The organism is Streptomyces sp. G7(2002), from assembly GCF_028870195.1.
GTDB lineage: Bacteria > Actinomycetota > Actinomycetes > Streptomycetales > Streptomycetaceae > Streptomyces > Streptomyces nigrescens.
The window spans coordinates 6,654,236-6,675,139 of the sequence record NZ_CP102609.1 but is presented as its reverse complement, the minus strand read 5'-3'; the positions used below and the strand labels follow the sequence as shown (position 1 = coordinate 6,675,139).

The 20,904-nt window shown below is 72.7% G+C and carries 20 protein-coding genes; 8 read left to right on the top strand and 12 right to left on the bottom strand.

From position 1 onward, the window contains the following. Positions 1-79: 79 nt before the first annotated feature. Positions 80-1,465: an L-serine ammonia-lyase gene (locus NUT86_RS28525; RefSeq protein WP_159486069.1), complete on the top strand. Its 1,386-nt coding sequence runs from the start codon at positions 80-82 to the stop codon at positions 1,463-1,465. A gap of 99 nt (positions 1,466-1,564) precedes the next feature. Here the strand turns inward: NUT86_RS28525 and NUT86_RS28520 are convergent, their stop codons facing one another. The 3 genes from NUT86_RS28520 to NUT86_RS28510 all read right to left on the bottom strand — a co-directional run bounded on the left by NUT86_RS28520 (position 1,565) and on the right by NUT86_RS28510 (position 2,984). Next, positions 1,565-1,873, bottom strand: coding sequence for a hypothetical protein (locus NUT86_RS28520; protein WP_159486071.1), 309 nt, complete (start codon positions 1,871-1,873; stop codon positions 1,565-1,567). 188 nt (positions 1,874-2,061) lie between these two features. Then, positions 2,062-2,787, bottom strand: coding sequence for a phosphatase PAP2 family protein (locus NUT86_RS28515; protein ID WP_274738257.1), 726 nt, complete (start codon positions 2,785-2,787; stop codon positions 2,062-2,064). Then, on the bottom strand, positions 2,784-2,984 hold the full coding sequence (locus NUT86_RS28510) for a hypothetical protein (protein ID WP_159486075.1): 201 nt from the start codon (positions 2,982-2,984) through the stop codon (positions 2,784-2,786). The genes NUT86_RS28515 and NUT86_RS28510 overlap by 4 nt, the downstream gene beginning before the upstream one ends. 114 nt (positions 2,985-3,098) lie before the next feature. Here NUT86_RS28510 and NUT86_RS28505 point away from each other — a divergent pair, with 114 nt between their 5' ends. Continuing rightward, the gene (locus NUT86_RS28505; protein WP_274738255.1) at positions 3,099-3,482 is read left to right on the top strand and encodes a BlaI/MecI/CopY family transcriptional regulator; all 384 of its coding nucleotides are present in this window, start codon (positions 3,099-3,101) and stop codon (positions 3,480-3,482) included. Here the strand turns inward: NUT86_RS28505 and NUT86_RS28500 are convergent. Continuing rightward, positions 3,479-5,044: a sensor histidine kinase gene (locus NUT86_RS28500; protein ID WP_274738253.1), complete on the bottom strand. Its 1,566-nt coding sequence runs from the start codon at positions 5,042-5,044 to the stop codon at positions 3,479-3,481. The two genes, NUT86_RS28505 and NUT86_RS28500, sit on opposite strands and share 4 nt — an antisense overlap. Before the next feature lies 1 nt (position 5,045). Continuing rightward, the gene (locus NUT86_RS28495; RefSeq protein ID WP_274738251.1) at positions 5,046-5,837 is read right to left on the bottom strand and encodes a response regulator transcription factor; all 792 of its coding nucleotides are present in this window, start codon (positions 5,835-5,837) and stop codon (positions 5,046-5,048) included. A gap of 235 nt (positions 5,838-6,072) precedes the next feature. On the opposite strand from NUT86_RS28495, the gene NUT86_RS28490 reads away from it, so the two are divergent. The 5 genes from NUT86_RS28490 to dgt all read left to right on the top strand — a co-directional run bounded on the left by NUT86_RS28490 (position 6,073) and on the right by dgt (position 11,471). Further along, entirely contained in the window at positions 6,073-7,293 is a 1,221-nt protein-coding gene (locus tag NUT86_RS28490) for a glycosyltransferase family 4 protein (protein WP_018087296.1), read from the top strand. 296 nt (positions 7,294-7,589) lie between these two features. Beyond that, positions 7,590-8,144, top strand: a complete 555-nt coding sequence (locus NUT86_RS28485; protein WP_018087297.1) for a GH25 family lysozyme — start codon at positions 7,590-7,592, stop codon at positions 8,142-8,144. A 131-nt stretch (positions 8,145-8,275) separates the two neighbouring features. Next, complete coding sequence (gene nadE, locus NUT86_RS28480) at positions 8,276-9,106, top strand: ammonia-dependent NAD(+) synthetase (RefSeq protein ID WP_018087298.1); 831 nt, start codon at positions 8,276-8,278, stop codon at positions 9,104-9,106. A 622-nt stretch (positions 9,107-9,728) separates the two neighbouring features. After that, the gene (locus NUT86_RS28475) at positions 9,729-10,082 is read left to right on the top strand and encodes a hypothetical protein (RefSeq protein WP_018087299.1); all 354 of its coding nucleotides are present in this window, start codon (positions 9,729-9,731) and stop codon (positions 10,080-10,082) included. Between the two features lie 63 nt (positions 10,083-10,145). Beyond that, positions 10,146-11,471: a dGTP triphosphohydrolase gene (dgt, locus tag NUT86_RS28470; RefSeq protein WP_202444036.1), complete on the top strand. Its 1,326-nt coding sequence runs from the start codon at positions 10,146-10,148 to the stop codon at positions 11,469-11,471. A 189-nt stretch (positions 11,472-11,660) separates the two neighbouring features. On the opposite strand, the gene NUT86_RS28465 is transcribed toward dgt, so the two are convergent. The 7 genes from NUT86_RS28465 to NUT86_RS28435 all read right to left on the bottom strand — a co-directional run bounded on the left by NUT86_RS28465 (position 11,661) and on the right by NUT86_RS28435 (position 18,331). Continuing rightward, positions 11,661-12,500 (bottom strand): cytochrome c biogenesis CcdA family protein, encoded by an 840-nt coding sequence (locus tag NUT86_RS28465; RefSeq protein ID WP_018087301.1) that lies wholly within the window; start codon positions 12,498-12,500, stop codon positions 11,661-11,663. Then, positions 12,497-13,276 carry a DsbA family protein gene (locus NUT86_RS28460; protein WP_159486081.1) on the bottom strand — a complete coding sequence of 260 codons (780 nt, stop codon included), beginning with the start codon at positions 13,274-13,276 and terminating at the stop codon, positions 12,497-12,499. The genes NUT86_RS28465 and NUT86_RS28460 overlap by 4 nt, the downstream gene beginning before the upstream one ends. Positions 13,277-13,333: 57 nt before the next feature. Then, positions 13,334-13,825, bottom strand: a complete 492-nt coding sequence (locus NUT86_RS28455; RefSeq protein ID WP_159486083.1) for a hypothetical protein — start codon at positions 13,823-13,825, stop codon at positions 13,334-13,336. A gap of 118 nt (positions 13,826-13,943) precedes the next feature. Continuing rightward, entirely contained in the window at positions 13,944-14,471 is a 528-nt protein-coding gene (locus tag NUT86_RS28450; protein ID WP_401849947.1) for an ATP-binding protein, read from the bottom strand. A 276-nt stretch (positions 14,472-14,747) separates the two neighbouring features. Beyond that, positions 14,748-15,515 (bottom strand): enoyl-CoA hydratase/isomerase family protein, encoded by a 768-nt coding sequence (locus tag NUT86_RS28445; RefSeq protein ID WP_026169224.1) that lies wholly within the window; start codon positions 15,513-15,515, stop codon positions 14,748-14,750. A gap of 83 nt (positions 15,516-15,598) precedes the next feature. Then, positions 15,599-16,837 (bottom strand): L,D-transpeptidase, encoded by a 1,239-nt coding sequence (locus NUT86_RS28440; RefSeq protein WP_229837968.1) that lies wholly within the window; start codon positions 16,835-16,837, stop codon positions 15,599-15,601. Positions 16,838-17,014: 177 nt separating this feature from the next. Beyond that, entirely contained in the window at positions 17,015-18,331 is a 1,317-nt protein-coding gene (locus NUT86_RS28435) for a L,D-transpeptidase (RefSeq protein ID WP_229837970.1), read from the bottom strand. Between the two features lie 239 nt (positions 18,332-18,570). Between NUT86_RS28435 and glgX the strand changes: the two genes are divergently transcribed. Beyond that, entirely contained in the window at positions 18,571-20,826 is a 2,256-nt protein-coding gene (gene glgX / locus NUT86_RS28430) for a glycogen debranching protein GlgX (protein ID WP_274738241.1), read from the top strand. Positions 20,827-20,904 lie beyond the last annotated feature (78 nt).

Sequence of the window (20,904 nt, the reverse complement as noted above, 5' to 3'; positions counted from 1 at the left end):
GCTCGAAAACCGGCGCAAAATCTCCCCTCACCCCCCCAGCTCCACCGTCCACCACGAGCAGACAAGGGAGTCCGCCCCCGTGGCCATCTCCGTCTTCGACCTCTTCTCCATCGGCATCGGCCCCTCCAGCTCCCACACGGTCGGCCCGATGCGCGCCGCCCGGATGTTCGTCGGACGCCTCAAGAAGGACGGCCTGCTCTCCGGGACGGTCCGCGTCCGCGCCGAACTCTTCGGCTCGCTCGGTGCCACCGGCCACGGCCACGGCACCCCCAAGGCCGTGCTCCTCGGTCTGGAGGGCCACTCCCCCCGTACCGTCGACGTCGAATCCGCCGACGGCGAGGTCGAGCGCATCCGCTCCACCAAGCGGCTGCGGCTGCTGGGCGCCGAAATAGGCAGCGCCCACGAGATCGACTTCGATGAAGACGGCGAGCTGATCCTGCACCGCCGCCGCGCGCTGCCGTACCACGCCAACGGCATGACGCTCTTCGCCTACGACGCGGCGGGCACCCCCCTGCTGGAGAAGACGTACTACTCGGTGGGCGGCGGCTTCGTCGTCGACGAGGACGCCGTCGCCGGCGAGAACCCGATCGTGCCCGACGACACCGTCCTGACCCACCCCTTCCGTACCGGCGACGAGCTGCTGCGGCTGGCCCAGGACACCGGCCTGTCCATCTCCGCCCTCATGCTGGAGAACGAGAAGGCCTGGCGCACCGAGGACGAGATCCGCACCGGGCTGCTGGAGATCTGGCAGGTCATGCAGGCGTGTGTGAGCCGCGGTACGAGCCGCGAGGGCATCCTGCCCGGCGGCCTGAAGGTCCGGCGGCGGGCCGCCCACTCCGCCCGCCAGCTGCGCTCCGAGGGGGACGCGGCCGCCCGCGCCATGGAGTGGACCACCCTCTACGCGATGGCCGTGAACGAGGAGAACGCGGCCGGCGGCCGAGTGGTGACCGCCCCCACCAACGGTGCGGCCGGCATCATCCCCGCCGTCCTGCACTACTACATCAACTTCGTGCCCGGCGCCGACGAGGACGGGGTCGTCCGCTTCCTGCTCGCGGCCGGTGCCATCGGCATGCTCTTCAAGGAGAACGCCTCCATCTCCGGCGCCGAGGTCGGCTGCCAGGGCGAGGTCGGCTCGGCCTGCTCCATGGCCGCCGGCGGCCTCGCCGAGGTCCTCGGCGGCTCCCCCGAGCAGGTGGAGAACGCCGCGGAGATCGGCATGGAGCACAACCTGGGCCTGACCTGCGACCCCGTCGGCGGCCTCGTCCAGATCCCCTGCATCGAGCGCAACGGCATGGCCGCCGTCAAGGCCGTCACCGCCGCCCGTATGGCGCTGCGCGGCGACGGCCGCCACCACGTCTCCCTCGACAAGGTCATCAAGACCATGAAGGACACCGGCGCCGACATGAGCGTCAAGTACAAGGAGACGGCGCGGGGAGGGCTCGCGGTCAACATCATCGAGTGCTGAGGAGCTGACGGGTTCGGGCGCGGTCATTGACGACCCGCCGGCCCGGCAGTCGGGGTCGGGGCGCCGTGTGGTCACGGCGCCCCGACGCGTACCCGGGGGCTATCTGCCGATCTCCCAGGCGAAGGGCGGAAGTTCACGGGCCCGGGAGTAGACGTCCAGGGCCTGGGGCGCGGGGACGAAGGGGTGCACACGGGCGCCTTCGAGGCCGGCCAGCAGGCGGGCGCAGTGGTGGACACAGCCGGCGGACTCCCGGCCGTGGCGGTCGACGATGGTGGCCGCGTCCCGCGGTCCCTCGCAGGGCGTGGGGTCCTTGGCGGCGGCGGCCGGGCAGCGGCCGTGGGGCGCGGCAGGCACGGCGGTCGTGTCGGCGGCCCGCCGCGGCGGCGGGGTGTCGAGTGGCTGGTTCATCGGTGCGTTCCCCCTGATGGTGCGGTGGTACGTGCCGTGAGCGGCGCCGTGGCGGGATCGCTTCGCCGCCCCGGCGCCCAGGACAGTGCTGCTCGGCGCGGGACGCGTCCATGCCGCCTTGGGGAAGACCTGGACCGATCGTCAGCTATTCATGGGAATGTGCGCCGCGGGGGCGCGTACGGGCCCGGTCAGGAGCGGCCCGGGCGGCCGAGGGCGAACGGCTCCAGGAGCAGCGCGAGGGCGAGCAGTCCGGCCGCCAGGAACCAGCCGCCGAGGACATCGCCGGGCCAGTGGACGCCCAGGTAGATGCGGGTGAGGCCGACTCCGGCGGCCCAGAGGGCGAGCACCGCGCACCAGGTGCGGGCCAGGGCGGGGCGGGCGCGCCGGGCGATGCCCCAGGCGAGGATTCCGGCCGCCAGCACCGAGGTGGTGGCGTGGCCGGAGGGGAACGCGTATCCGGAGGCGGACCCGGTCCAGTCCCCGGCCGGCGGGCGGGGGCGGGCGAGCAGCTCCATCAGGCCGTAGCGGATCGCCTGGCCGGCGGCGAGGACGGCGACGGCGCAGCACACGGCGCGGAGCCGGCCGCGCGCCCGCTCACCGGCCAGCAGCCCGGCGAGGACCGCCATCAGATACGGCACCGGGCCGCTGCCGGTGGCGGTCAGGGCCCCGGCCATGGAGCGTGACGGCTCCCCCTGGTGCGCGCCGGACCAGCGGACGGCGGCCTGTTCAGCGGCGAGCGGGGTGCCGTTGCGGAGCGACACGGTCAGGGCCGTGGCGGCGAAGAGCGCGGCGCAGACCGCGGCGAAGGTGAGCAGCGCGGCGGTGCCGGGGCGGGGGCGCGTCCCGTGGCCCTGGGCCGGCTCCGGCTGTGGCCCGTTCGCCGCCGGTCCCGGTTCCGGCCCGGCCGCCGTCACCGCGCGGCCGCCAGGGGGCGGGTGGCGGGGAGCCGGCCGGCGGCGGGGGCGGCACGGCGGGCGAGTGGGGTGGACAGCCGGGCGGCCGGGGCGAGGCCGCCGTCGGTCCGGTGGGCGAGGGGCAGGGAGCCGGCACCGCGCCCGTCCACGGCCTGGAAAGCGCCCGTCACCTGCGCAGATGCGGCGGCTGCTGCCATGTCGGCGGGCCCTCCCATAATGGGTTGCGGGCCTGCCGTGAAGCCGGCCCGACCGACTACAGTCACGTAGACGGTCTACGGCACTGTAGACGACGAACAGGTGGAGGGCGTGCCATGTCGGAGACATCACCCGTGCAGCGGCGCCCGTCCGGTGAGCTGGAAGCGAGCGTGCTCGCGGCGCTCTGGGCGGTCGAGGGTCCGCTGAGCCCGGCCGAGGTGCAGAGCACGCTGGGCAGGCGGCTCGCGCGCACCACCGTCACCACGATCCTCACCCGGCTGCACCACAAGGGGGCGGTGTCCCGCTCCCGGGCCGGCCGCGGGTTCGTGTACTCGCCCATACAGGACTCCGCGGGGCTGACCGCCCGGCGGATGCGCAGTGAGCTCGACAAGCAGGACGACCGCGGCACCGCGCTCGCCCGCTTCGTCTCCCAACTGACCAGCGAGGACGCGCAGTTGCTGCGGAGCCTCCTGGAGGGGGCGGGGGACCGCGCCCCCTAGGAACCGAGCCCGGTCTCCGCATGTGCCCCGCCGGAACCCGTGCTGCTCCCCGTCCCCGTCCCCGTCCCCGTTCCGGTGCCGACCGTGAAGCCCAGGGTGGCGCCCCCTCCTGGGCGGTGGGTGGCGAAGGCGTGGCCGCCGTGGGCGGTGGCGATCTCGCGGACGATGGCGAGGCCGAGGCCGGAGCCGGGCAGGCCGCGGGCGGCCGCGGCGCGGTAGAAGCGGTCGAAGACCCGGGTGAGATCGGCGTCCGCGATGCCGGGGCCGCGGTCGAGGACCTCGACCCGGGCGCCGGTGACCACGACCTCGATCGGCTCCGTGCCGCCCGCGTCGAACTTGGCGGCGTTCTCCAGAAGATTGGTGAGCGCACGGTGCAGCGCGGCGGGGCGGCCCTCGACCACCGCCGGGCGCACGGTCCGTACGGTGATCTCGCGGCCGGTGCGGCGGCGGGCCGAGGCGGCCGCCTTCTCCGCGGACTCGGCCAGGCCCACCTCGGCGAGCGGGTCGTCATCGCGCTGTCCGGCGGCCAGATCGACCAGCTCATTGACCAGATCGCTGAGTTCACGGGCCTCGCCCGCCAGATCGGCCAGCAGCTCCTCACGGGCGTCCGACGGCAGTTCGTCGAACCGCTTCAGCAGCGAGATGTTCGTACGGAGCGAGGTCAGCGGGGTGCGCAGCTCGTGGCCGGCGTCCTGGACGAGGCGCTGCTGGTCCTGGACGGCGCTGGCCAGCCGGCCGAGCATGTCGTCGAAGGCCCGCCCGAGCCGGGCGACCTCGTCGCGCCCGGCCACCGGGACCGGGACGTCCAGCCGCCCGTGCTCCGCCACGCTCTCGGCGACCGCGGTCAGCCGCACCAGCCGGCCGGTGATCCGGCGCGCCAGCCACCAGCCGCCCGCTCCGGCCAGCGCGATCACCGCGGCGGCCAGCAGGGCGGTGCGCTGCTGGAGCGCGGAGAGCAGATCCTCGGTCTCGCTGAACTTCTGGGCGACCTGGACGGCCCCGCGGCCGCCGCCGAGCGCGACGGTCGCGACGTGGTACTCCTCGTCGCCGATGTCCGCCTCCCGCTCCGCGTGCTCGCCGGCCCGTTCGTCGTCGGCGATCCGGCGCTCCGCGGGACCTGCCGGGAGCACCGGGCGCCCCCGCTCCACGATCCGGCCGCCGGGCCCCAGGATCTGCACCTCGGTACGGCTGGGCCGGGTGAGGTCGTCGCGCGGCCCGTCGTGGTCGGGGTCGGCGGTCGCGTAGTCGGCGGGCCCGAACGGCTTCTCCTGGACCTGGATCCGCAGATCCCGTACGACCTGCGAGAACACCGACTTCTCATCGACCCGCACCAGCCGGGCCGCGGCGTCGTAGCTGAGGAACCCGACGAGGACGGTCACCGCGGCGGCCCCGGCGGCGAACGCCACCGCGAAGGCGGTGCGCAGACTGGCGGGCCTGCGGGTGCGCAGCCAGGCCGCCGACCCGCCGCGCCGCCAGGACCGCAGCCAGGCCCGGAGCCGGAGCCGCAACCGCCGGCACCCGGCGCGGGGCCCGGTCCCGGCGCGGTCGCGGGGGCCGGGCATCTCAGTCCTCCCGCAGCACGTAGCCGACGCCACGCACCGTGTGGATCAGCGGGCGGCTGCCCGGGACATCGACCTTGCGCCGCAGATAGCCCACGTACACCGCGAGGTTCTTCGATCCCGGCCCGAAGTCGTACCCCCAGATCCGGTCGTAGATCGTCGAATGGTCCAGCACGATCCCGGCGTTGCGAGCCAGCAGCTCCAGCAGCTCGAACTCGGTCCGGGTCAGCTCCAGCTCCCGCTCGCCGCGCCAGGCACGGCGCGAGGGGCCGTCGATCCGCAGATCCGCGGCCTCGACGACACCGCTGTCCGCCACCCGGGCCTCGTACGCCCCGCCCACTTCCGCGCCCCCGCCCGCCTCGCCGGGCTCATCGGCACCGTCGGGACCGGTCCCCGGCCCTCCGCCGTCCTCCGCCCCGGCCGAGCCGGCCGTCGTCCGGCGCAGCAGCGCCCGCAGCCGGGCGAAGACCTCCTCGACCTCGAACGGCTTGACCACATAGTCGTCCGCCCCGGCGTCCAGACCGGCGATCCGGTCCGCGGTCTCGACCCGGGCGGTCAGCATCAGGATCGGGGTGCGGTCCTGCTCGGCCCGCAGCACCTGGCACACCTGCAGGCCGTCGATCCCCGGCATCATCACGTCCAGCAGGATCACATCCGGCCGCTCGCGGTGCGCGGCGGCCAGCGCCTGGATGCCGTCGGCGACGGCGGTGACCTGGTACCCCTCCAGGGTCAGGGCACGCTCCAGCGCGGTGCGGATGGGGCGGTCGTCCTCGGCGAGCAGTACGGAGTGGGTCACCCGGCAAGTCTGCCAAGGGTCCGGCGGTGCGGTGACGGGCGGCCGGTGGGACGGCGGCTTTCTTACCCGGCTCTCACCGCCGGTTCTTACCGGGCTCTCACCCGGGCCACGCCCTCGGCTTACCCCGTGGCGACACGGTGGCCCGGTGCCGGACGGGCCGAGTCATCCCGACCGGCCGCGCAGGTACCGGCCGGTCGGAATGACTCGGCACATCTCGGGGAAGACACCACACCGCATGAAGATCACCCTCCTGCTGCACAACGCCTATGCCATCGGCGGCACGGTCCGCACCACCCTCAACCTCGCCGCCGCGCTCGCCGACCGGCACGACGTCGAGATCGTCTCGATGCTGCGGCACCGCGAGGTCCCGCGGTTCACCGTGGACCCCCGGGTGCGGCTGGTGCCGCTGGTGGACACCAGGGTCGGCAGCGAGGACATGGCCGATCCGCTGTTCGGTGAGCCCGCGCAGGACTTCCCGCTCGCCGAGAAGCGGCACCACCAGTACAGCCGGCTGGTCGACGTCCGCGCCGCGGAGTTGCTGCGCGCCACCGACGCGGACGTGCTGATCGGCACCCGGCCCGGCATCAATGTCTACCTGGCCCGGTTCGCCCCCCGCCGGGCCCTGCGGATCGCCCAGGAGCACCTCCGGCACGACGCACACAGCAAACGGCTCCGCACCGAACTCGCCCGCCATTACGGGACGCTGGACGCCGTGGTCACCACCACCGAGGCGGACGCCGCCGTCTACCGCGCCCGGATGCCGCTGCCCGGCGTACGGGTCCTGGCGGTGCCCAACATCGTGCCCGCGCCGGCCGGGCCGCCGTCCGAGGGCACCTCGAAGGTGATCGCGGCGGCCGGCCGGCTGGTCCGCGGCAAGCGCTTCGACCTGCTGATCGAGGCGTTCTCCGCGGTCGCCGCCAAGCACCCCGAGTGGCAGCTGCGGATACACGGCGGCGGCACCGAGCGGGCGCGGCTCCAGGGGCTGATCGACGGACTCGGGCTGAGCGGGCAGGCGGAACTGACCGGGCCGCGCTCGCCGATAGAGGCGGAGTTCGCCAAGGCGTCGATCGTCGCCTCGGCCTCGGACGCCGAGTCGTTCGGCATGACCATCGTCGAGGCGATGCGCTGCGGAGTGCCCGTCGTCAGCACCGACTGCCCGCTGGGCCCGGCCGAGATCATCCACGACGGTACGGACGGGCTGCTGGTGCCGCCCGGCGACGGCCGGGCGCTGGCCGGTGCCCTGCTCACCCTCATCGAGGATCCCGGGCGCCGCCGCACGATGGCCGAGCGCGCGCGGGAGAGCTCGCACCGCTACGACCCGGAGCCGATAGCCGAGCGCTATCAGGTCCTCTTCGGGGAGTTGCGGTCGACGCGCGGACGGCGGACCCGGCAGCGCATCGCGGCGCGTGTCCGCGCCCGCGCACGACGGCTGCTGCGGCGCGCCCTGCGGCGCTGAGACGCGCCCCCGGGCGGCGGGGCCGGTCCTGTCGGCGGGACCGGCCCCGCCTCAACTTGACCGCGGCACAAGGAACTTCCCGTCCCGAATCTGGCGTCCCCGGTAGCGAACATGCTGAACTGCTGGAACGAAACTGAATCGCACGGAACGCAGAAGCGCTGGATCACCGCACCGGATCACAGCGCCGGATCACCGAAACGCCGCATCACGGAACACCCGGGACACGCGGCAACGCAGTTGACGCTTCGAGCAGTTGACGCTTCGCATCCGCAGGTCCGACCGGCAGGAGGCCACTCATGCTGCACGGTGTCGATGTCAGCTCCTACAACACCTCGTATTCCACCGCGGGGCTGGACTTCGTTTTCGTCAAGGCCACCGAAGGCCGCTCCTACATCAACCCGCACCAGTCCGCGCAGGCGTCAAAGGCCCGTAAAGCGGGCTGCGTGGTCGGTTTCTACCACTTTCTGTGGCCGGGAAATATCGCCGCCCAGGCGAAATACTTCGTCGAGAAGTGCGCCTCGGTCCAGGGCGACCTGCTGGCCTGCGACTGGGAGCGCACCGGCGAGGGGACCTATGCGAGCAATGCGCAGAAGGACCAGTTCCTGGTCGAGGTGAAGAAGCTGCGCCCCACGCACCGGGTGATGCTCTACTGCAACCGCGATTTCTGGCTCAACCACGACACCACGTCCTACGCGGCCGACGGCCTGTGGATCGCCGACTACGTCTCCGCCGGGCATCCGCGGATCAAGGCGAAGTGGCGCATCCACCAGTACACCGACCGGCCGCTGGACAAGGACGTCGCGGACTTCACCAGCAAGGCCGCCCTCAAGAAGTGGGCGCACCCGGCATAAGGTTCCTCCTGGCACGCGTGTTCGTGTCGCCAGGTACCGCCCGTACGCGGCAGAGGAACGCTGCGTACGCGGCTCAGGAACAGCGCGTCACCGCCCCCGCGCGACGCAGCACGAGAACAAGAGGAGCAGCCGTGACCGACCCGGCGTCCAAGGCCCTGCAGCAGGAGATCGCCCGGGATCTCCAGGTGACCGCGTCCTTCGACGCCGAGCAGGAGATCGAGCGCCGGGTGAGCTTCCTCACGGAGCGGCTGACCTCCACGGGCCTGCGCTCGCTGGTCCTCGGGATCAGCGGCGGCGTCGACTCCACGACCACGGGCCGGCTCTGCCAGCTCGCCGTGGAGCGGGCCCGCGCCGCCGGGCACGAGGCGACGTTCTACGCGATGCGGCTGCCGTACGGCGTCCAGGCGGACGAGAAGGACGCCCAGCGCGCGCTGGAGTTCATTCGCGCCGACCGGGAGCTGACCGTCGACATCCGCCCGGCGAGCGACGCGGCGCTGCAGGCCGCACTGGACGGCGGGCTCACCTTCCGCGACGCCCACCACCAGGACTTCGTCCAGGGCAACATCAAGGCCCGGCAGCGCATGATCGCGCAGTACGCGGTCGCGGGGGCCCACAACGGGCTGGTCGTGGGCACCGACCATGCGGCCGAGGCGGTCTCCGGCTTCTTCACCAAGTTCGGGGACGGCGCGGCCGATGTCGTGCCGCTCACCGGGCTGACCAAGCGCCGGGTACGCGCCGTGTCGGCGGCGCTGGGTGCCCCGGCGGAACTGGTCCAAAAGGTTCCGACTGCCGACCTGGAGACGCTCGACCCGGGCAAGCCGGACGAGGACGCGCTCGGCGTGAGCTACGACCAGATCGACGACTTCCTGGAGGGCAAGCCCGTCGACGAGGCGGCCGCCCAGGCCATCGTCCGCCGCTACCGCCTCACCGAGCACAAGCGGGCACTGCCGATCGCTCCCTGAGCGGACCGGACCGGGTTCGGGGTTCTCGCCCTGCCTCCTTCCTGGGGGCTCTCCCCGCCCCGTTCAGGAGCTCCCCCCGCCCCCTCCCTGGCCTTCCTGGAGCTCTCCGCCGCCCCCCTTCCTGGCCTTCCTGGCCTTCCTGGAACTCTCCCCCGCCCCGTTCCTGGCCTTCCTGGGGCTCTCCCCCGCCCGGTTCCGGAGCTCTCCCCCGCCCCCTCCCCCTCTCCCCCTTCGGGGGAGGGGGCGGGGGGTGGGTTCGGGGGTGGGGGGGAGCGGCACGCCCGCCAGCGGCACCTTGGCAGCGGCACGCCCGCCAGCGGCACCTTGGCAGCGGCACGCCCGCCAGCGGCACCCGGCCAGCAGCACCTCCGTCGGCGGCACCCCGCCGACAGCGCCCCCGCCGGCGTCACCCCGGCACCCAGCGCCCCCACCCCGTCGCACCACCCCCACGCGCCGCCCCCCACGCACCGCCGCCCCACCCCGTCATGTCATGACCCGGCTAGGGGACCGTCACCATCTCGGTGCTAAATCGTGGGTGTGAGCGGGCATGCATCCGGCCATGGGAAGCCGCGAAATGCGATCGGAAGATCAACTGTCAGTGGGGCCGCCTACGCTCCGAGACATGGGTTACGCAAACCTGCGCGAACTCCAGACCGCGCTGACCACCGCCTCCGACCTTGCCTCCGCCCTGCAGTCCGCGCCCACCCGGCGCGATGCGGACCAACTCGTCGACGTCCTCCGCCAAGCACTGACCGCTGCCGGCTCGCTGGGCGCGGAGACCGGCCCGACCGGCTGCGCCCTGCATCCGCACGGTGCGGTCGACCCGTTGTACGGCGACCCGGAAGATCCCCTTCCGCCGGGCTACGGGAAGTGCCTGCTCTGCAACGACCGCCGGCGCCGGGCGGACGCCCACCCTCCGCACACCCGCCCGTATGCCCGTCCGCATCCGCGCTGGCGGCGACGGCTGAGTGCCTAGGGGGGCGAGCCCCCGGGTGCCCGGGGCGGGCCCCGGCGGGCCGGGCAGGACTACCATCCGCGCATGCGACCTGCCAGATACAGCGATGAGGATCTAGAGCAGCACTCCCTGCGGCGACGGGTGCCCGACGACGGGCAGCGGTCCGGGTTCGAGCATGACGTCGACCGGATCCTGTACTCGACGCAGTGGCGGGCGCTGGCCGGCAAGAGCCAGGTGGTGGCGAGCGCCGAGCTGGGCGCGTACCACACCCGGCTGACGCACTCGATGAAGGTGGCTCAGCTCGGCCGGCGGATGGCGGAGCGGCTGGAGCGGCAGTACGGCGGGCCGAATCCGGCGCTCGTCGAGGCCGCGTGCATGGCGCATGACATCGGCCATCCGCCCTTCGGGCACGCGGGTGAGCTGGCACTGCGCGCCACGATGGACGAACTGCACTTCGCCGACGGCGTGCTGGACAGCTTCGAGGGCAATGCGCAGACCCTGCGGGTGCTGACCTTCCTCGCCGCCCACAAATACCCGGGCCATCGCGGGCTGCATCTGACCCGCGCCTGTCTGGACGCCTCCACGAAGTACCCCTGGGAGCGGGCGCCCGTCGACCAGGACCCGGCGCGGCATGTGAAATGGGGCGTGTACGTCGCCGACCGGGAGGCGTTCTCCTGGGTGCGGGCCGGCCGTACGGACTCCGCCGTTCCGGTCGAGGAGCAGGTCATGGACTGGGCGGACGATGTCACCTACGCCTGCCATGACGTCGAGGACTTCTATCGCACGGGCCTCATCCCGCTGGCCGCGCTGTTCCCGCCGGACGGTGCCGCGGGCAGCGACACCGAGCGGGAGACCTGCCGTTTCCTGGACTATGTGCAGGCCAAGCGGGCGCGGTCGGGCGAGGCCTTCGACCGGGCGGCCGCGCTGGTGATGATGGAGGACATCGGCAAGCGGCTGGCGGTACCCGCCCCGTACAGCGGCAGCCATGAGGACGCGGTGGCGGTCAACCGCCGCACCGCCGATCTGATCTCGTACTTCACCCGTGGCATCGAGCTGGAGGTGGGCGGCGCGGCGGCGATCCGCTACGGGGCGCAGCTGGTGATCCCGCCGGACCGGCGGGCCGCCTGCGATCTGCTCAAGGAGCTGGTGTGGTGCTATGTCATCGACCGCCCGGCGCTGGCCACCCAGCAGCACGGCAAGCGGCGCGTGGTGAGCGAGCTGCTGCGCTGGAGCCATGACGCACCCGAGCTGCTGCCGCCGGACCGCGCCGAGGAGCTGGCGCTGCACGGCGACCGGCTGCGGGCCGCCGCGGACCATGTCGCCTCACTGACCGAGGATCAGGCGCTGGCCCTCCACCGGCGGCTGTCCGGCACCGGCCTGGGCTCGGTCAACGACAACGTGTGGCTGTGAGGCCGGGGAACACCGCGGGACGGTGAGCCCGCGGACGCCTTGGGACGGTGAGCCCGGAGAACGGGCAGGAGGCCGGGGAACGGGCGGGAGGCCGGGGCACCACGCGCCCCGTCCTCCCGGTCGTCCAGGAGCGCTCCGGTGCGCCCCTCGACGGCCCGTTCCCGCCCCGCGGCCATGGTCCCGCCCCGGCTATTCGGTGCCGTCCCGCTGCTTCTTCTCCGGCCGAAGCGCGAACCGGGCCAGCACCCCGGCGACCACCAGCGCGGCCACCGCGATCAGCACGGCGTCCGGGACGCCGTTGCCGATCCGCGTCGCCCATTCCTCGGCCCGGAATTCGGCGTCCGCGTCGAGAATTCCGGGCAGCGCACTGGTCCCGTTGAAGCGCAGGAAGAGCACGCCGATACCGATGAAGAACACCCCGGACAGCAGCGAGGTGGTGTGCAACCGCAGCTTGCCGAGGGTGAATTCACGGCCCCGCAGCCAGCCCCGGGTGCCGAGCTTGCAGCGGTCCCACAGCAGCGCCAGCACGAACAGCGGCAGCGCCATGCCCAGCGCGTAGACGGCGAGCATCGAGGCGCCGTACGCCGGTGAGCCGCTGACCGCCGTCACCGTCAGCACCGCGCCGAGGATGGGGCCCGCGCAGAAGCCGGCCAGGCCGTAGACACAGCCGAGCAGAAAGGTGGAGACGGCCGACCGCGGGGTGATCCGCGCGGCGGCGGCCTGGGCCCGCCGGGAGGCGAAGCCCAGGCCGAGGATCTGGGCGAGACCCATGGCGATGACGACCCAGCCGCCGACGGCGATCAGCAGATCGCGGTGGCCGTTGAACAGCCTGCTGGCCGCCGTGCTTGCCGCGCCGAGCGGCACCAGTGTGGTGGCCAGTCCCAGATAGAACACACCGGTACGGGCCATCAGCCGCCCGGGCGTGGCCAGGGAGTACGCGAAGAAGGCCGGCAGCAGCAGGGCGCTGCACGGGCTGAGCAGCGCGAGCGCGCCGCCCAGGAACGCCGCGAGGTAGCCGATGTCGGTCACTTGGTCCCCTTGGCCGCCGGTCCGTGCCCGGCCCGCTCGGCGGCCTGCTCGACGGCCTGTGCGAAGACCTCGTAGGGCTGGGCCCCGGCCACCGGCCTGCCGTTGACCAGGAAGGACGGTGTGGACTGCACTCCGAGCTGGTAGCCCTCGTCCTGATCCTTCTTCAGCGCCCGCTCGGCGTCCGCGCTCTTCAGATCGGCACGGAACTTGTCGAGGTCGTCCACACCACTGGTGCGGGCCAGGTCGACGAGCTTGTCCTCGGCGAGCGCCGCGCCCTTGCGGGTCTTGGAGTACAGCGCGTCGTGCAGCTGCCAGAACTTGCCCTGCTGCCCGGCGGCCCAGGAGGCGCGGGCGGCCCGCTCGGAGTCCGCGCCGAAGACGGTGAAGTTGCGGAATTCGATGCGCAGGGTGCCGTCGTCGACGAACTTCTTGATCAGGCCGGGCTGGGTCTCACGGGTGAAGCGGCCACAGAACGAGCACTGGTAGTCGGCGTATTCGACCAGGACCACCGGGGCGTCCTTCTTGCCGATGGCCAGCGGGTCGCCGTCCGCGCGCCGGCTGGTCCGCTTGGCGAGGTCGTCGAACATCTTCTGCTGTGCGGGGTCCTCCTGGGGACCGGCGGAGGCGGCGGCCTCGGGGGCGTCGGCGCGGCCGGTGTCACGGTCACCCTCGACGGAGGTGCCGATGGCGACACCGATGGCGATCACGGCGACGACGAGGGCGATGACCGCGCCGATGGCGGCCAGTTTGCGGGTGGGAGAGGCGGAAACGGGCATGCGGAAGCTCCAGACGTACGGAGGGGGAATTCAGGCCTTGTGCGTCGGGGCAGCGGCCTATATCCGCAAGACGGGGAGGAGCGCGGTGTGGTCGACGGCGGACGCGGTGTCCGTCGGTGGCCGGGCCAGCGCGTACTGCGCGGGCAGATCCGCGGCGAGCGGCCCCGGGCCGGTGGTGGCGGGGGCGAGGGGCTCACCGCGGTGCGGTGCGGGCGGCGGGGCGGATTCCTCGGGCCCCGGCGCATGCCGGTCCGAGCACCTCTTGGGCGCATGGGCGACGGCAACGGGGGCGTCGGGGCCGAGCCGTGGGCCGCTGTGGGCGGCGGCCGGCCGCGCGGTGGCGGTGCGGTCCGCCGGGCCCGTGGCGTCCGCGGCAGCCGCGGGAGGCACGTCGGCCGCCCGCCACGCCGCTGCCGCCGTGGTCGTGGCCGTGGTCGCCCGGCCCGCCGGCCAGGCCTGGCCGCCGCCGGTCCGGCACAGCAGCGGCCCGAAGGTGACGGCGAGGAGGAGCAGCAGCGACAGCGCGGCCGACCGGCGCAGCTGGTGCATGTCCCTCCCTCTCCGTACCTGGCGCGAGCATGAACAACCCATCCTACGGATCGCCGCCACGCGAGCGGAGCACCGCCGTGCCCCGGCGCCTGTCGTGGACCTCTGGGGGATGCGGCGCTCAGCGGTCAGCGATCCGCATCTCGAACCAGGTGGTCTTGCCACGGGGCAGCAGATCCACGCCCCAGCGTTCGGAGAGCTTGTCGACGAGGAAGAGCCCGCGGCCGCTGAGGTCCATCTCCTGGACCGGCATCAGGCACGGCAGACCGCGGGAGGGGTCGCGCACCTCGATCCTGAGCCAGCCACGGCGGCGGAGCATCCGCAGGCCGAAGGTGCGGGCGCCGGTGTGCCGTACGGCGTTGCCGACGAGCTCGGAGACGAGCAGCACGGCGTGCTCGGTGAGCTGGGGCGTCAGGGACCACTGCTTGAGGAGGACCGCGGCGGTCAGCCGGCGGGCGATACCGGCGGACTGGGGGCGCGAGGGGAGCCGGACCTCGCCGAGGGCCGGATCGCCGGCTGGTTCGGGGGCCGCGGACACCGGTCTGCGGGGTGCCGGCGCCCGGTCCCGGTCCGCGCCGGGGGTGCCCCGTCGTGCGGCGGCCGAATCGCTCCGCGGCCGCGGCTGCTCCATTCCTTCGAGGCCCGCCATGCCCCCCATCATGGCCGCTACTTGACGGTCACGGGGGTGGAACCGACGGAATCCGCTGCCCGGAATCGCCGGTTCCATCCCCTCGCCGAGACATATGCCAAAGGCAGTTAAGGTTCCGGCTCGCACCGGCTGACCTGCAACGACATCCGGCAGTCGCGAGGCCGCCGGGAGTCGTCAACAAGGTTGCCTTAAGGCGCAATTAAGTTTTGCACCATTCCCCCACAAGGGGCATCACGTCCCGGCCAAACCTCAGATGTCCCGTCAACACCAGCTGTTTCAGCGGAACTTGGCCTTGCCGGGACCTTCCTCGACGAAGCTGCGCATGCCGGTCTCGCGGTCCTCGGTCGCGAACAGCCCCGCGAACCAGTTGCGTTCAATGGTGAGACCGGTGTCGATGTCCGTCTCCAGGCCCGCGTCGACGGACTCCTTCGCGGCCCGCAGCGCCAGCGCGGGGCCCGCCGCCAGCCGCGCCGCCCAGGCGTGCGCCTGCTCGTAGACCTCGGCGGCCGGCACCACCCGGTCGACCAGACCGAGGGTGAGCGCCTCGTCGGCCTTCACCTGACGGCCGGTGAAGATCAGATCCTTGGCCTTGGACGGACCCACCAGCCGCGCCAGCCGCTGGGTGCCGCCGGCACCGGGGATGAGCCCCAGCAGGATCTCCGGCTGGCCGAGCTTGGCGTTGTCGGCCGCGATCCGGATGTCGGCGCAGAGCGCCAACTCACAGCCGCCGCCCAGCGCATAGCCGGTGATCGCGGCGACCACCGGCTTGGGGATCCGGGCCACGGCGGTGAAGGAGTCCTGCAGGGCCTTGGACCGCACGACCATCGCCGCGTGGTCCATGACCTGCATTTCCTTGATGTCCGCGCCGGCCGCGAACACCTTCTCACCGCCCCAGATGACGACGGCGCGGACGTCGTCGCGGCGGGTGGCCTCCTCGGCCAGCTCGCGCAGCCGGTCCTGGGTGGCGATGTCCAGTGCGTTCATCGGCGGACGGTCCAGGCGGATGGTGCCGACGCCGTCGGCGACCTCGAGATTCACAGTCATGCCGGAAGGTTAGTACGCGTTAACGCCGTCGGGCCCGGTGCACTCGGTCACAGTGCAGCGGGCCCGGTCGCCTTCCGGCCGTCCTACTGAGCGGCCTTCCACTTCTCCCAGGAGAGGTTCCAGTCGCTGAAGCCGTTGTCCGGCTGGATCGTTTCGTCATGCGAGTTCTTGACGACGACCACATCGCCGATGACGGAGTTGCGGAAGAACCACGCCGCCGGGGTGGACCCGTCGCCGCCACCGCGCTGGTCGAACAGGCCCACACAGCCGTGGCTGGCGTTCCGGGTGCCGAAGGCCGCGCGGCCCGACCAGTAGTTGCCGTGGATGAAGGTGCCGGACGTGCTCAGTCGCATCGCATGCGGTACGTCCTTGATGTCATACTCCCCGCCGAAGCCGACGGTGTCCCCGTTCATCCGCGTCACGAGGTGCTTCTCGCTGATCACCATCTTGCCGTTGTACGTCTCGGTGCCCGGCGCGCCCGCGGTGATCGGGATGGTCTTGACCGTCTTCCCGTCGCGGACCACGGTCATCTTCTTCGACTTGGCGTCGACCGTGCTGACCTGGCTGCGGCCGACGGTGAACGAGACCTCCTTGGCCTGGGTGCCGTAGACACCGGGGCGGCCCTCGACACCGTTGAGGTTGAGCTTGAGGGTGACCTTGGTGCCGGGCGCCCAGTACTTCTCGGGGCGGAAGTCGAGCCGGTCGTTGCCGAACCAGTGGCCCTCGATCGGCACCGACGGCTCGGCGCTGACCTTGATGGCGTCCTCGACGGCCGCGGGGTCCGTGATACCGCGGGTGAAGCGGATCGAGACCGGCATGCCGACGCCGACCCGCTGGCCGTTCTCGGGGCTGTACTGGCCGATGAAGGTGTTCTTGGGGACGAGTGTGGTGAAGCCGGAGTGCTCGGCGGCCTCCCGGCCCTGGCCGTCCACCGCTATCGCGTCGACGGTGTACTTCGTCGAGGCGCCCAGATGGCCGCTCGGCTTCCACACGGCGCCGTCGCCCGATATCTTCCCGTCGACCTCATTGCCCTTGCCGTCCTTGACCTTGACGGACTTGAGCCTGCCCTTCTGGGCGGTCACCTTCAGCGCGCCGCTGGTGGCGACGTCGTCCGCGCCGTCCTTGGGCGCTATCGTCACGGCCGCCTGCGAGGCGTCCTTGCCCCCGCCCGCCTTGCCGGCTTTCTTGTCGTCACCGTCATCGCCACCACACCCCGTCACCAGCAGCAGCACGGCGGCGAGCAGCACGGCGAGCGGGCCCCCGCCCTGGTGGCGCCACCGACGCCGGCGAGCCGGCACCCCCGAATTCGGCTGGACGTTCACGACTGGCCCCTTTTCCCCTCGCACGGCCCGCGGTCCCCCGCACGCGGATGCGGACAGCCGCGCGCTTGCCGTTAGATAACCACACCGCGGTGACAGTGAACTCCCCGTGAATGTCACTGTTTAGTCCCAAGTGCGGGGGTGGTGCGGGGCACTCGTTCCGGCGGGCCGCGCCCCGGATCAGCGCAGCGCGGATCCGGCCCGCCACAACTGCCACGGCATGTTCCAGCCACCGAGGCCGTTGTCCGGCGCGACCGTACGCTCCGGGGAGTTGTGCACCACCACGGTGTCGCCGACGATCGACTGGCCGAAGAACCAGCCGGCCGGGGTGTTCGGGCCGCCGCCCTTGATGTCCTTCAGCCCGACGCAGCCATGGCTGGTGTTGACGCCGCCGAAGACCTCGGGCGGCGCCCAGTAGTTGCCGTGGAGGAAGGTCCCCGACCTGGTGAGGCGCATGGCGTGCGGCACGTCCGGGATGTCGTACTCGCCGCCGAAGCCGACGGTGTCACCGTCCATCCGCGTCATCGAATGGCGCTCCAGGATCACCATCCGCCCGTTATAGGTGGGGCTCTCGGCATCGCCCGCGGTGACCGGCAGCACCGCCACGACCCGGCCGCCCCGCCGCACGGTCATGGTGTGCCGGGCGGCGTCGATGGTGCTGACCTGGTCCCGGCCCACCCGGTAGCGGACGGTTCTGCGCTGGGTCCCGTAGGCGCCCGGTGCGGCCTTCACGCCGCGCAGCCGCAGCTGCACGGTGATCTCGGTGCCCGGACGCCAGCGTTCACGGGGCCGGAAGTCCAGCCGCCGGGGGCCGAACCAGTGGGCGGCGATCTCGACGCCGGGGCGGGCGCTGACCCGGACGGCGCGTTCGACGGCCGCACGGTCGGCGATCGGGCGGTTGAAGACCATCGAGAAGATCAGGCCGGTGCCGACGGTGGCATCGCGCTGGGGCGAGAAGTGGCCGACGAAACGGCGGGCGGGCGCGGAGGTGGTGAAGGTGGTGTGGCGCGCGGAGCGATGGCCCGCGCCGTCCAGCGCCACCGCGTCGACGGTGTACCTCGCGCCGAGTTGGAGGCGTCCGGGCGCGGGCAGCCAGGTCATGCCGTCCGGGGAGATCCGCCCGGCGACGGGCTGCTGGCCGGCCTCACCGGTCCGGCTGACCTCGACCCGCTCCAGCCGCCCCGCCGGCACCCGGACCTCGAACCGCCCGTCGGCCCGTACGCCGTGCGCGCCATTGTGCGGGACGACTCTGATCGTCTCCTCCGGGGAGCGTGGTTTGCCGCCGACGAAGGCCTCCGGGCCTCCGCAGCCGGCCAGCGCCGCCGCCCCGGTGAGCCCGGCCAGGACGACGAGGGCGACGCGGGTGCGGCGGGCCGCCCGCAGCGCCGCGCCACGGGGTGCCCGGCCCGCCGCCCGGTCCGGCAGCCGGCCCCGCACACGGGCTCGGCCGCGGCGCTTCGCTCGGTCCTCTGCTCGGTCCTGCTGATGGGCGGTCATATACCGGATTGTGACGGATAAGGCTTGCATTAGGAGGTATGCCGCGTAACGGAATGTCACGGACAGAACGGAGCGGAGCGAGGAGCCGCCCACGGGAAGCGTGAGGCAACGGCCGGTTGCGGGAAGAACAACGGGGAGGGCGGACCCCTGCACGGCCGGAACTCCCAGCGCACGCCGGGAGGCCCACCGTGCCGGGGACCCACCGCCCGACCGAGCCATGAGCCGCAGGAGGCGGGCACGTGTCGAGCGCACCCGAGCAGGAGGCAGTGGCGGACGAACCACTCGCCCCACCTGCGGACATCCGTCCCGGCAGCCCCACGCCGCTGGGAGCCCGGTACCGCACCGCCCCCGATGGCACCGCCGGCACCAACTTCGCCCTGTGGGCGGGCGGCGCCGAGGCCGTCGAGCTGTGTCTCTTCGACGACGCGGAGCGCGAGACGCGCCATGCGCTGACCGAGCTCACCCATGAGATCTGGCACGGCTTCCTGCCCGGAGTCCGCCCCGGGCAGCGCTACGGCTTCCGGGTGCACGGCCGCTGGGACCCCTGGTCCGGCGCCCGCTGGAATCCGGCGAAGCTGCTGCTCGACCCGTACGCCAGAGCAGTGGACGGCGACTTCGGCACACGGACGGAAGCGACCGGCTCCGGGGCCGCGCTGCCCGCCCAGCTCTACGGGCATGTCCGCGACTGGCCGCAGCAGCAGGCCGCCGACACCGTGCGCGACGACCGGGACTCCGCGCCGTACGTCCCCAAAGGCGTCGTGGTCGGTGACGACACCGGGGACGAGGGCGGCGCCGACGAATGGCGGGACGACCGCCGGCCCAAGACGCCCTGGCCGGATTCGGTGCTCTACGAGCTGCATGTGCGCGGTTTCACGATGCGTCACCCCGGTATCCCGGAGCGGCTGCGCGGCACGTATGCCGGGCTGGCGCACCCGGCGGCGCTGGAGCACCTCGTACGGCTCGGTGTCACCGCCGTCGAGCTGCTGCCGGTCCACCAGTTCGCGCACGAGGACCATCTGGTGCGCCGGGGGCTGCGCAACTACTGGGGCTACAACTCCATCGGCTACTTCGCGCCACACGCCGGATACGCCGCCACCGGTACCCGGGGGCAGCAGGTCGGCGAGTTCAAGCGGATGGTGCGGGCGCTGCACGACGCCGGTATCGAGGTGATCCTCGACGTCGTCTACAACCACACCGCGGAGGCCGGTGAACTGGGCCCGACGCTCTCCCTGCGGGGCATCGACAACCGCGGCTACTACCGTCTGGCCGGCGACGCCCGCCGCTATGCCGACTACACCGGCTGCGGCAACACCCTGCATGTCGTCCAGCCCCATGTGCTGCGGCTGATCACCGATTCGCTGCGCTACTGGGTCACCGAAATGGGCGTGGACGGCTTCCGCTTCGACCTGGCGGCCGCGCTGGCCCGCTCCATGCACGACGTCGACATGCTCTCCCCGTTCCTCGCCGTGATCGCCCAGGACCCGGTGCTGCGCCGGGTCAAGCTGATCGCCGAGCCCTGGGACGTGGGCAACGGCGGCTACCAGGTCGGCGCCTTCCCCCCGTTGTGGACGGAGTGGAACGACCGCTACCGCGACACCGTCCGGGACTTCTGGCGCGGCGCCCAGCACGATGTGCGCGATCTGGGCTACCGCCTCTCCGGATCGAGCGACCTCTACGCCTGGGGCGGCCGCCGCCCGTACGCCTCGGTCAACTTCATCACCGCACACGACGGCTTCACCCTGCGCGACCTGGTCACCTACGAGCACAAGCGCAACGCCGACAACGGCGAGGGCAACCGCGACGGCACCCACGACAACCGGTCCTGGAACTGCGGCGCCGAGGGCGAGACCGACGACCCGGCCATCACCGCACTGCGCCACCGCCAGCTACGCAACCTCCTGACCACCCTGCTGCTGTCGACGGGCGTGCCGATGCTGGTCGCCGGCGACGAGATGGGCCGCACCCAGCAGGGCAACAACAACGCCTACTGCCAGGACAACGCGACCAGTTGGCTCGACTGGTCGCTCCTGGACGACCCGCAGTGGCGCCCGCTGGCCGGTCTCGTCGCCCGTCTCATCGCCCTGCGCCGCGCCCACCCGGTCCTGCGCCGCCGGGCGTTCTTCTCCGGCCGGCCGCAGCAGCAGGGCGGTCTGCGCGACCTCGCCTGGTTCACCGCGGACGGGACGGAGATGACCGAACAGGACTGGTACACCCCGGGAGCCACACTGGGCATGTACCTCTCCGGGAACGACATCTCCCAGCGCGACGCCCGGGGCATCCGGATCGTCGACGACAGCTTCCTCGCCGTGCTCCATGCCGCCGCCCAGCCACGGCCGTTCACCCTCCCCGGGCCGCCCTGGGCCGGTGGTTACGAACTCCTCGTCGACACCGCGCGGGAGGACCAGCCGGGGGCGGCGGAGCCGCCGTACGCGGCGGGCGGCCCGATCACGCTTGCCGGGAGGTCGGTGACGCTCTTCCGGGCGGTGCCGGGCTGAGGCGTAGGGCCCGACGTGAGGCGTACGGCTCGACGGCACGGGGCGGGACGGGGCGGCGCGGGGCCTGGCGGGGCGGGG

Bases quoted from the DNA above. Each gene is read 5' to 3' on its own strand.
- NUT86_RS28520 (WP_159486071.1), bottom strand. From the start codon at position 1,873: ATGAACCAGCCACTCGACACCCCGCCGCCGCGGCGGGCCGCCGACACG.
- NUT86_RS28510 (WP_159486075.1), bottom strand. From the start codon at position 2,984: ATGGCAGCAGCCGCCGCATCTGCGCAGGTGACGGGCGCTTTCCAGGCC.
- NUT86_RS28505 (WP_274738255.1), top strand. From the start codon at position 3,099: ATGTCGGAGACATCACCCGTGCAGCGGCGCCCGTCCGGTGAGCTGGAA.
- NUT86_RS28500 (WP_274738253.1), bottom strand. From the start codon at position 5,044: ATGCCCGGCCCCCGCGACCGCGCCGGGACCGGGCCCCGCGCCGGGTGC.
- NUT86_RS28490 (WP_018087296.1), top strand. From the start codon at position 6,073: ATGAAGATCACCCTCCTGCTGCACAACGCCTATGCCATCGGCGGCACG.
- NUT86_RS28485 (WP_018087297.1), top strand. From the start codon at position 7,590: ATGCTGCACGGTGTCGATGTCAGCTCCTACAACACCTCGTATTCCACC.
- NUT86_RS28475 (WP_018087299.1), top strand. From the start codon at position 9,729: ATGGGTTACGCAAACCTGCGCGAACTCCAGACCGCGCTGACCACCGCC.
- dgt (WP_202444036.1), top strand. From the start codon at position 10,146: ATGCGACCTGCCAGATACAGCGATGAGGATCTAGAGCAGCACTCCCTG.
- NUT86_RS28460 (WP_159486081.1), bottom strand. From the start codon at position 13,276: ATGCCCGTTTCCGCCTCTCCCACCCGCAAACTGGCCGCCATCGGCGCG.
- NUT86_RS28455 (WP_159486083.1), bottom strand. From the start codon at position 13,825: ATGCACCAGCTGCGCCGGTCGGCCGCGCTGTCGCTGCTGCTCCTCCTC.
- NUT86_RS28450 (WP_401849947.1), bottom strand. From the start codon at position 14,471: ATGGCGGGCCTCGAAGGAATGGAGCAGCCGCGGCCGCGGAGCGATTCG.
- NUT86_RS28445 (WP_026169224.1), bottom strand. From the start codon at position 15,515: ATGACTGTGAATCTCGAGGTCGCCGACGGCGTCGGCACCATCCGCCTG.
- NUT86_RS28435 (WP_229837970.1), bottom strand. From the start codon at position 18,331: ATGACCGCCCATCAGCAGGACCGAGCAGAGGACCGAGCGAAGCGCCGC.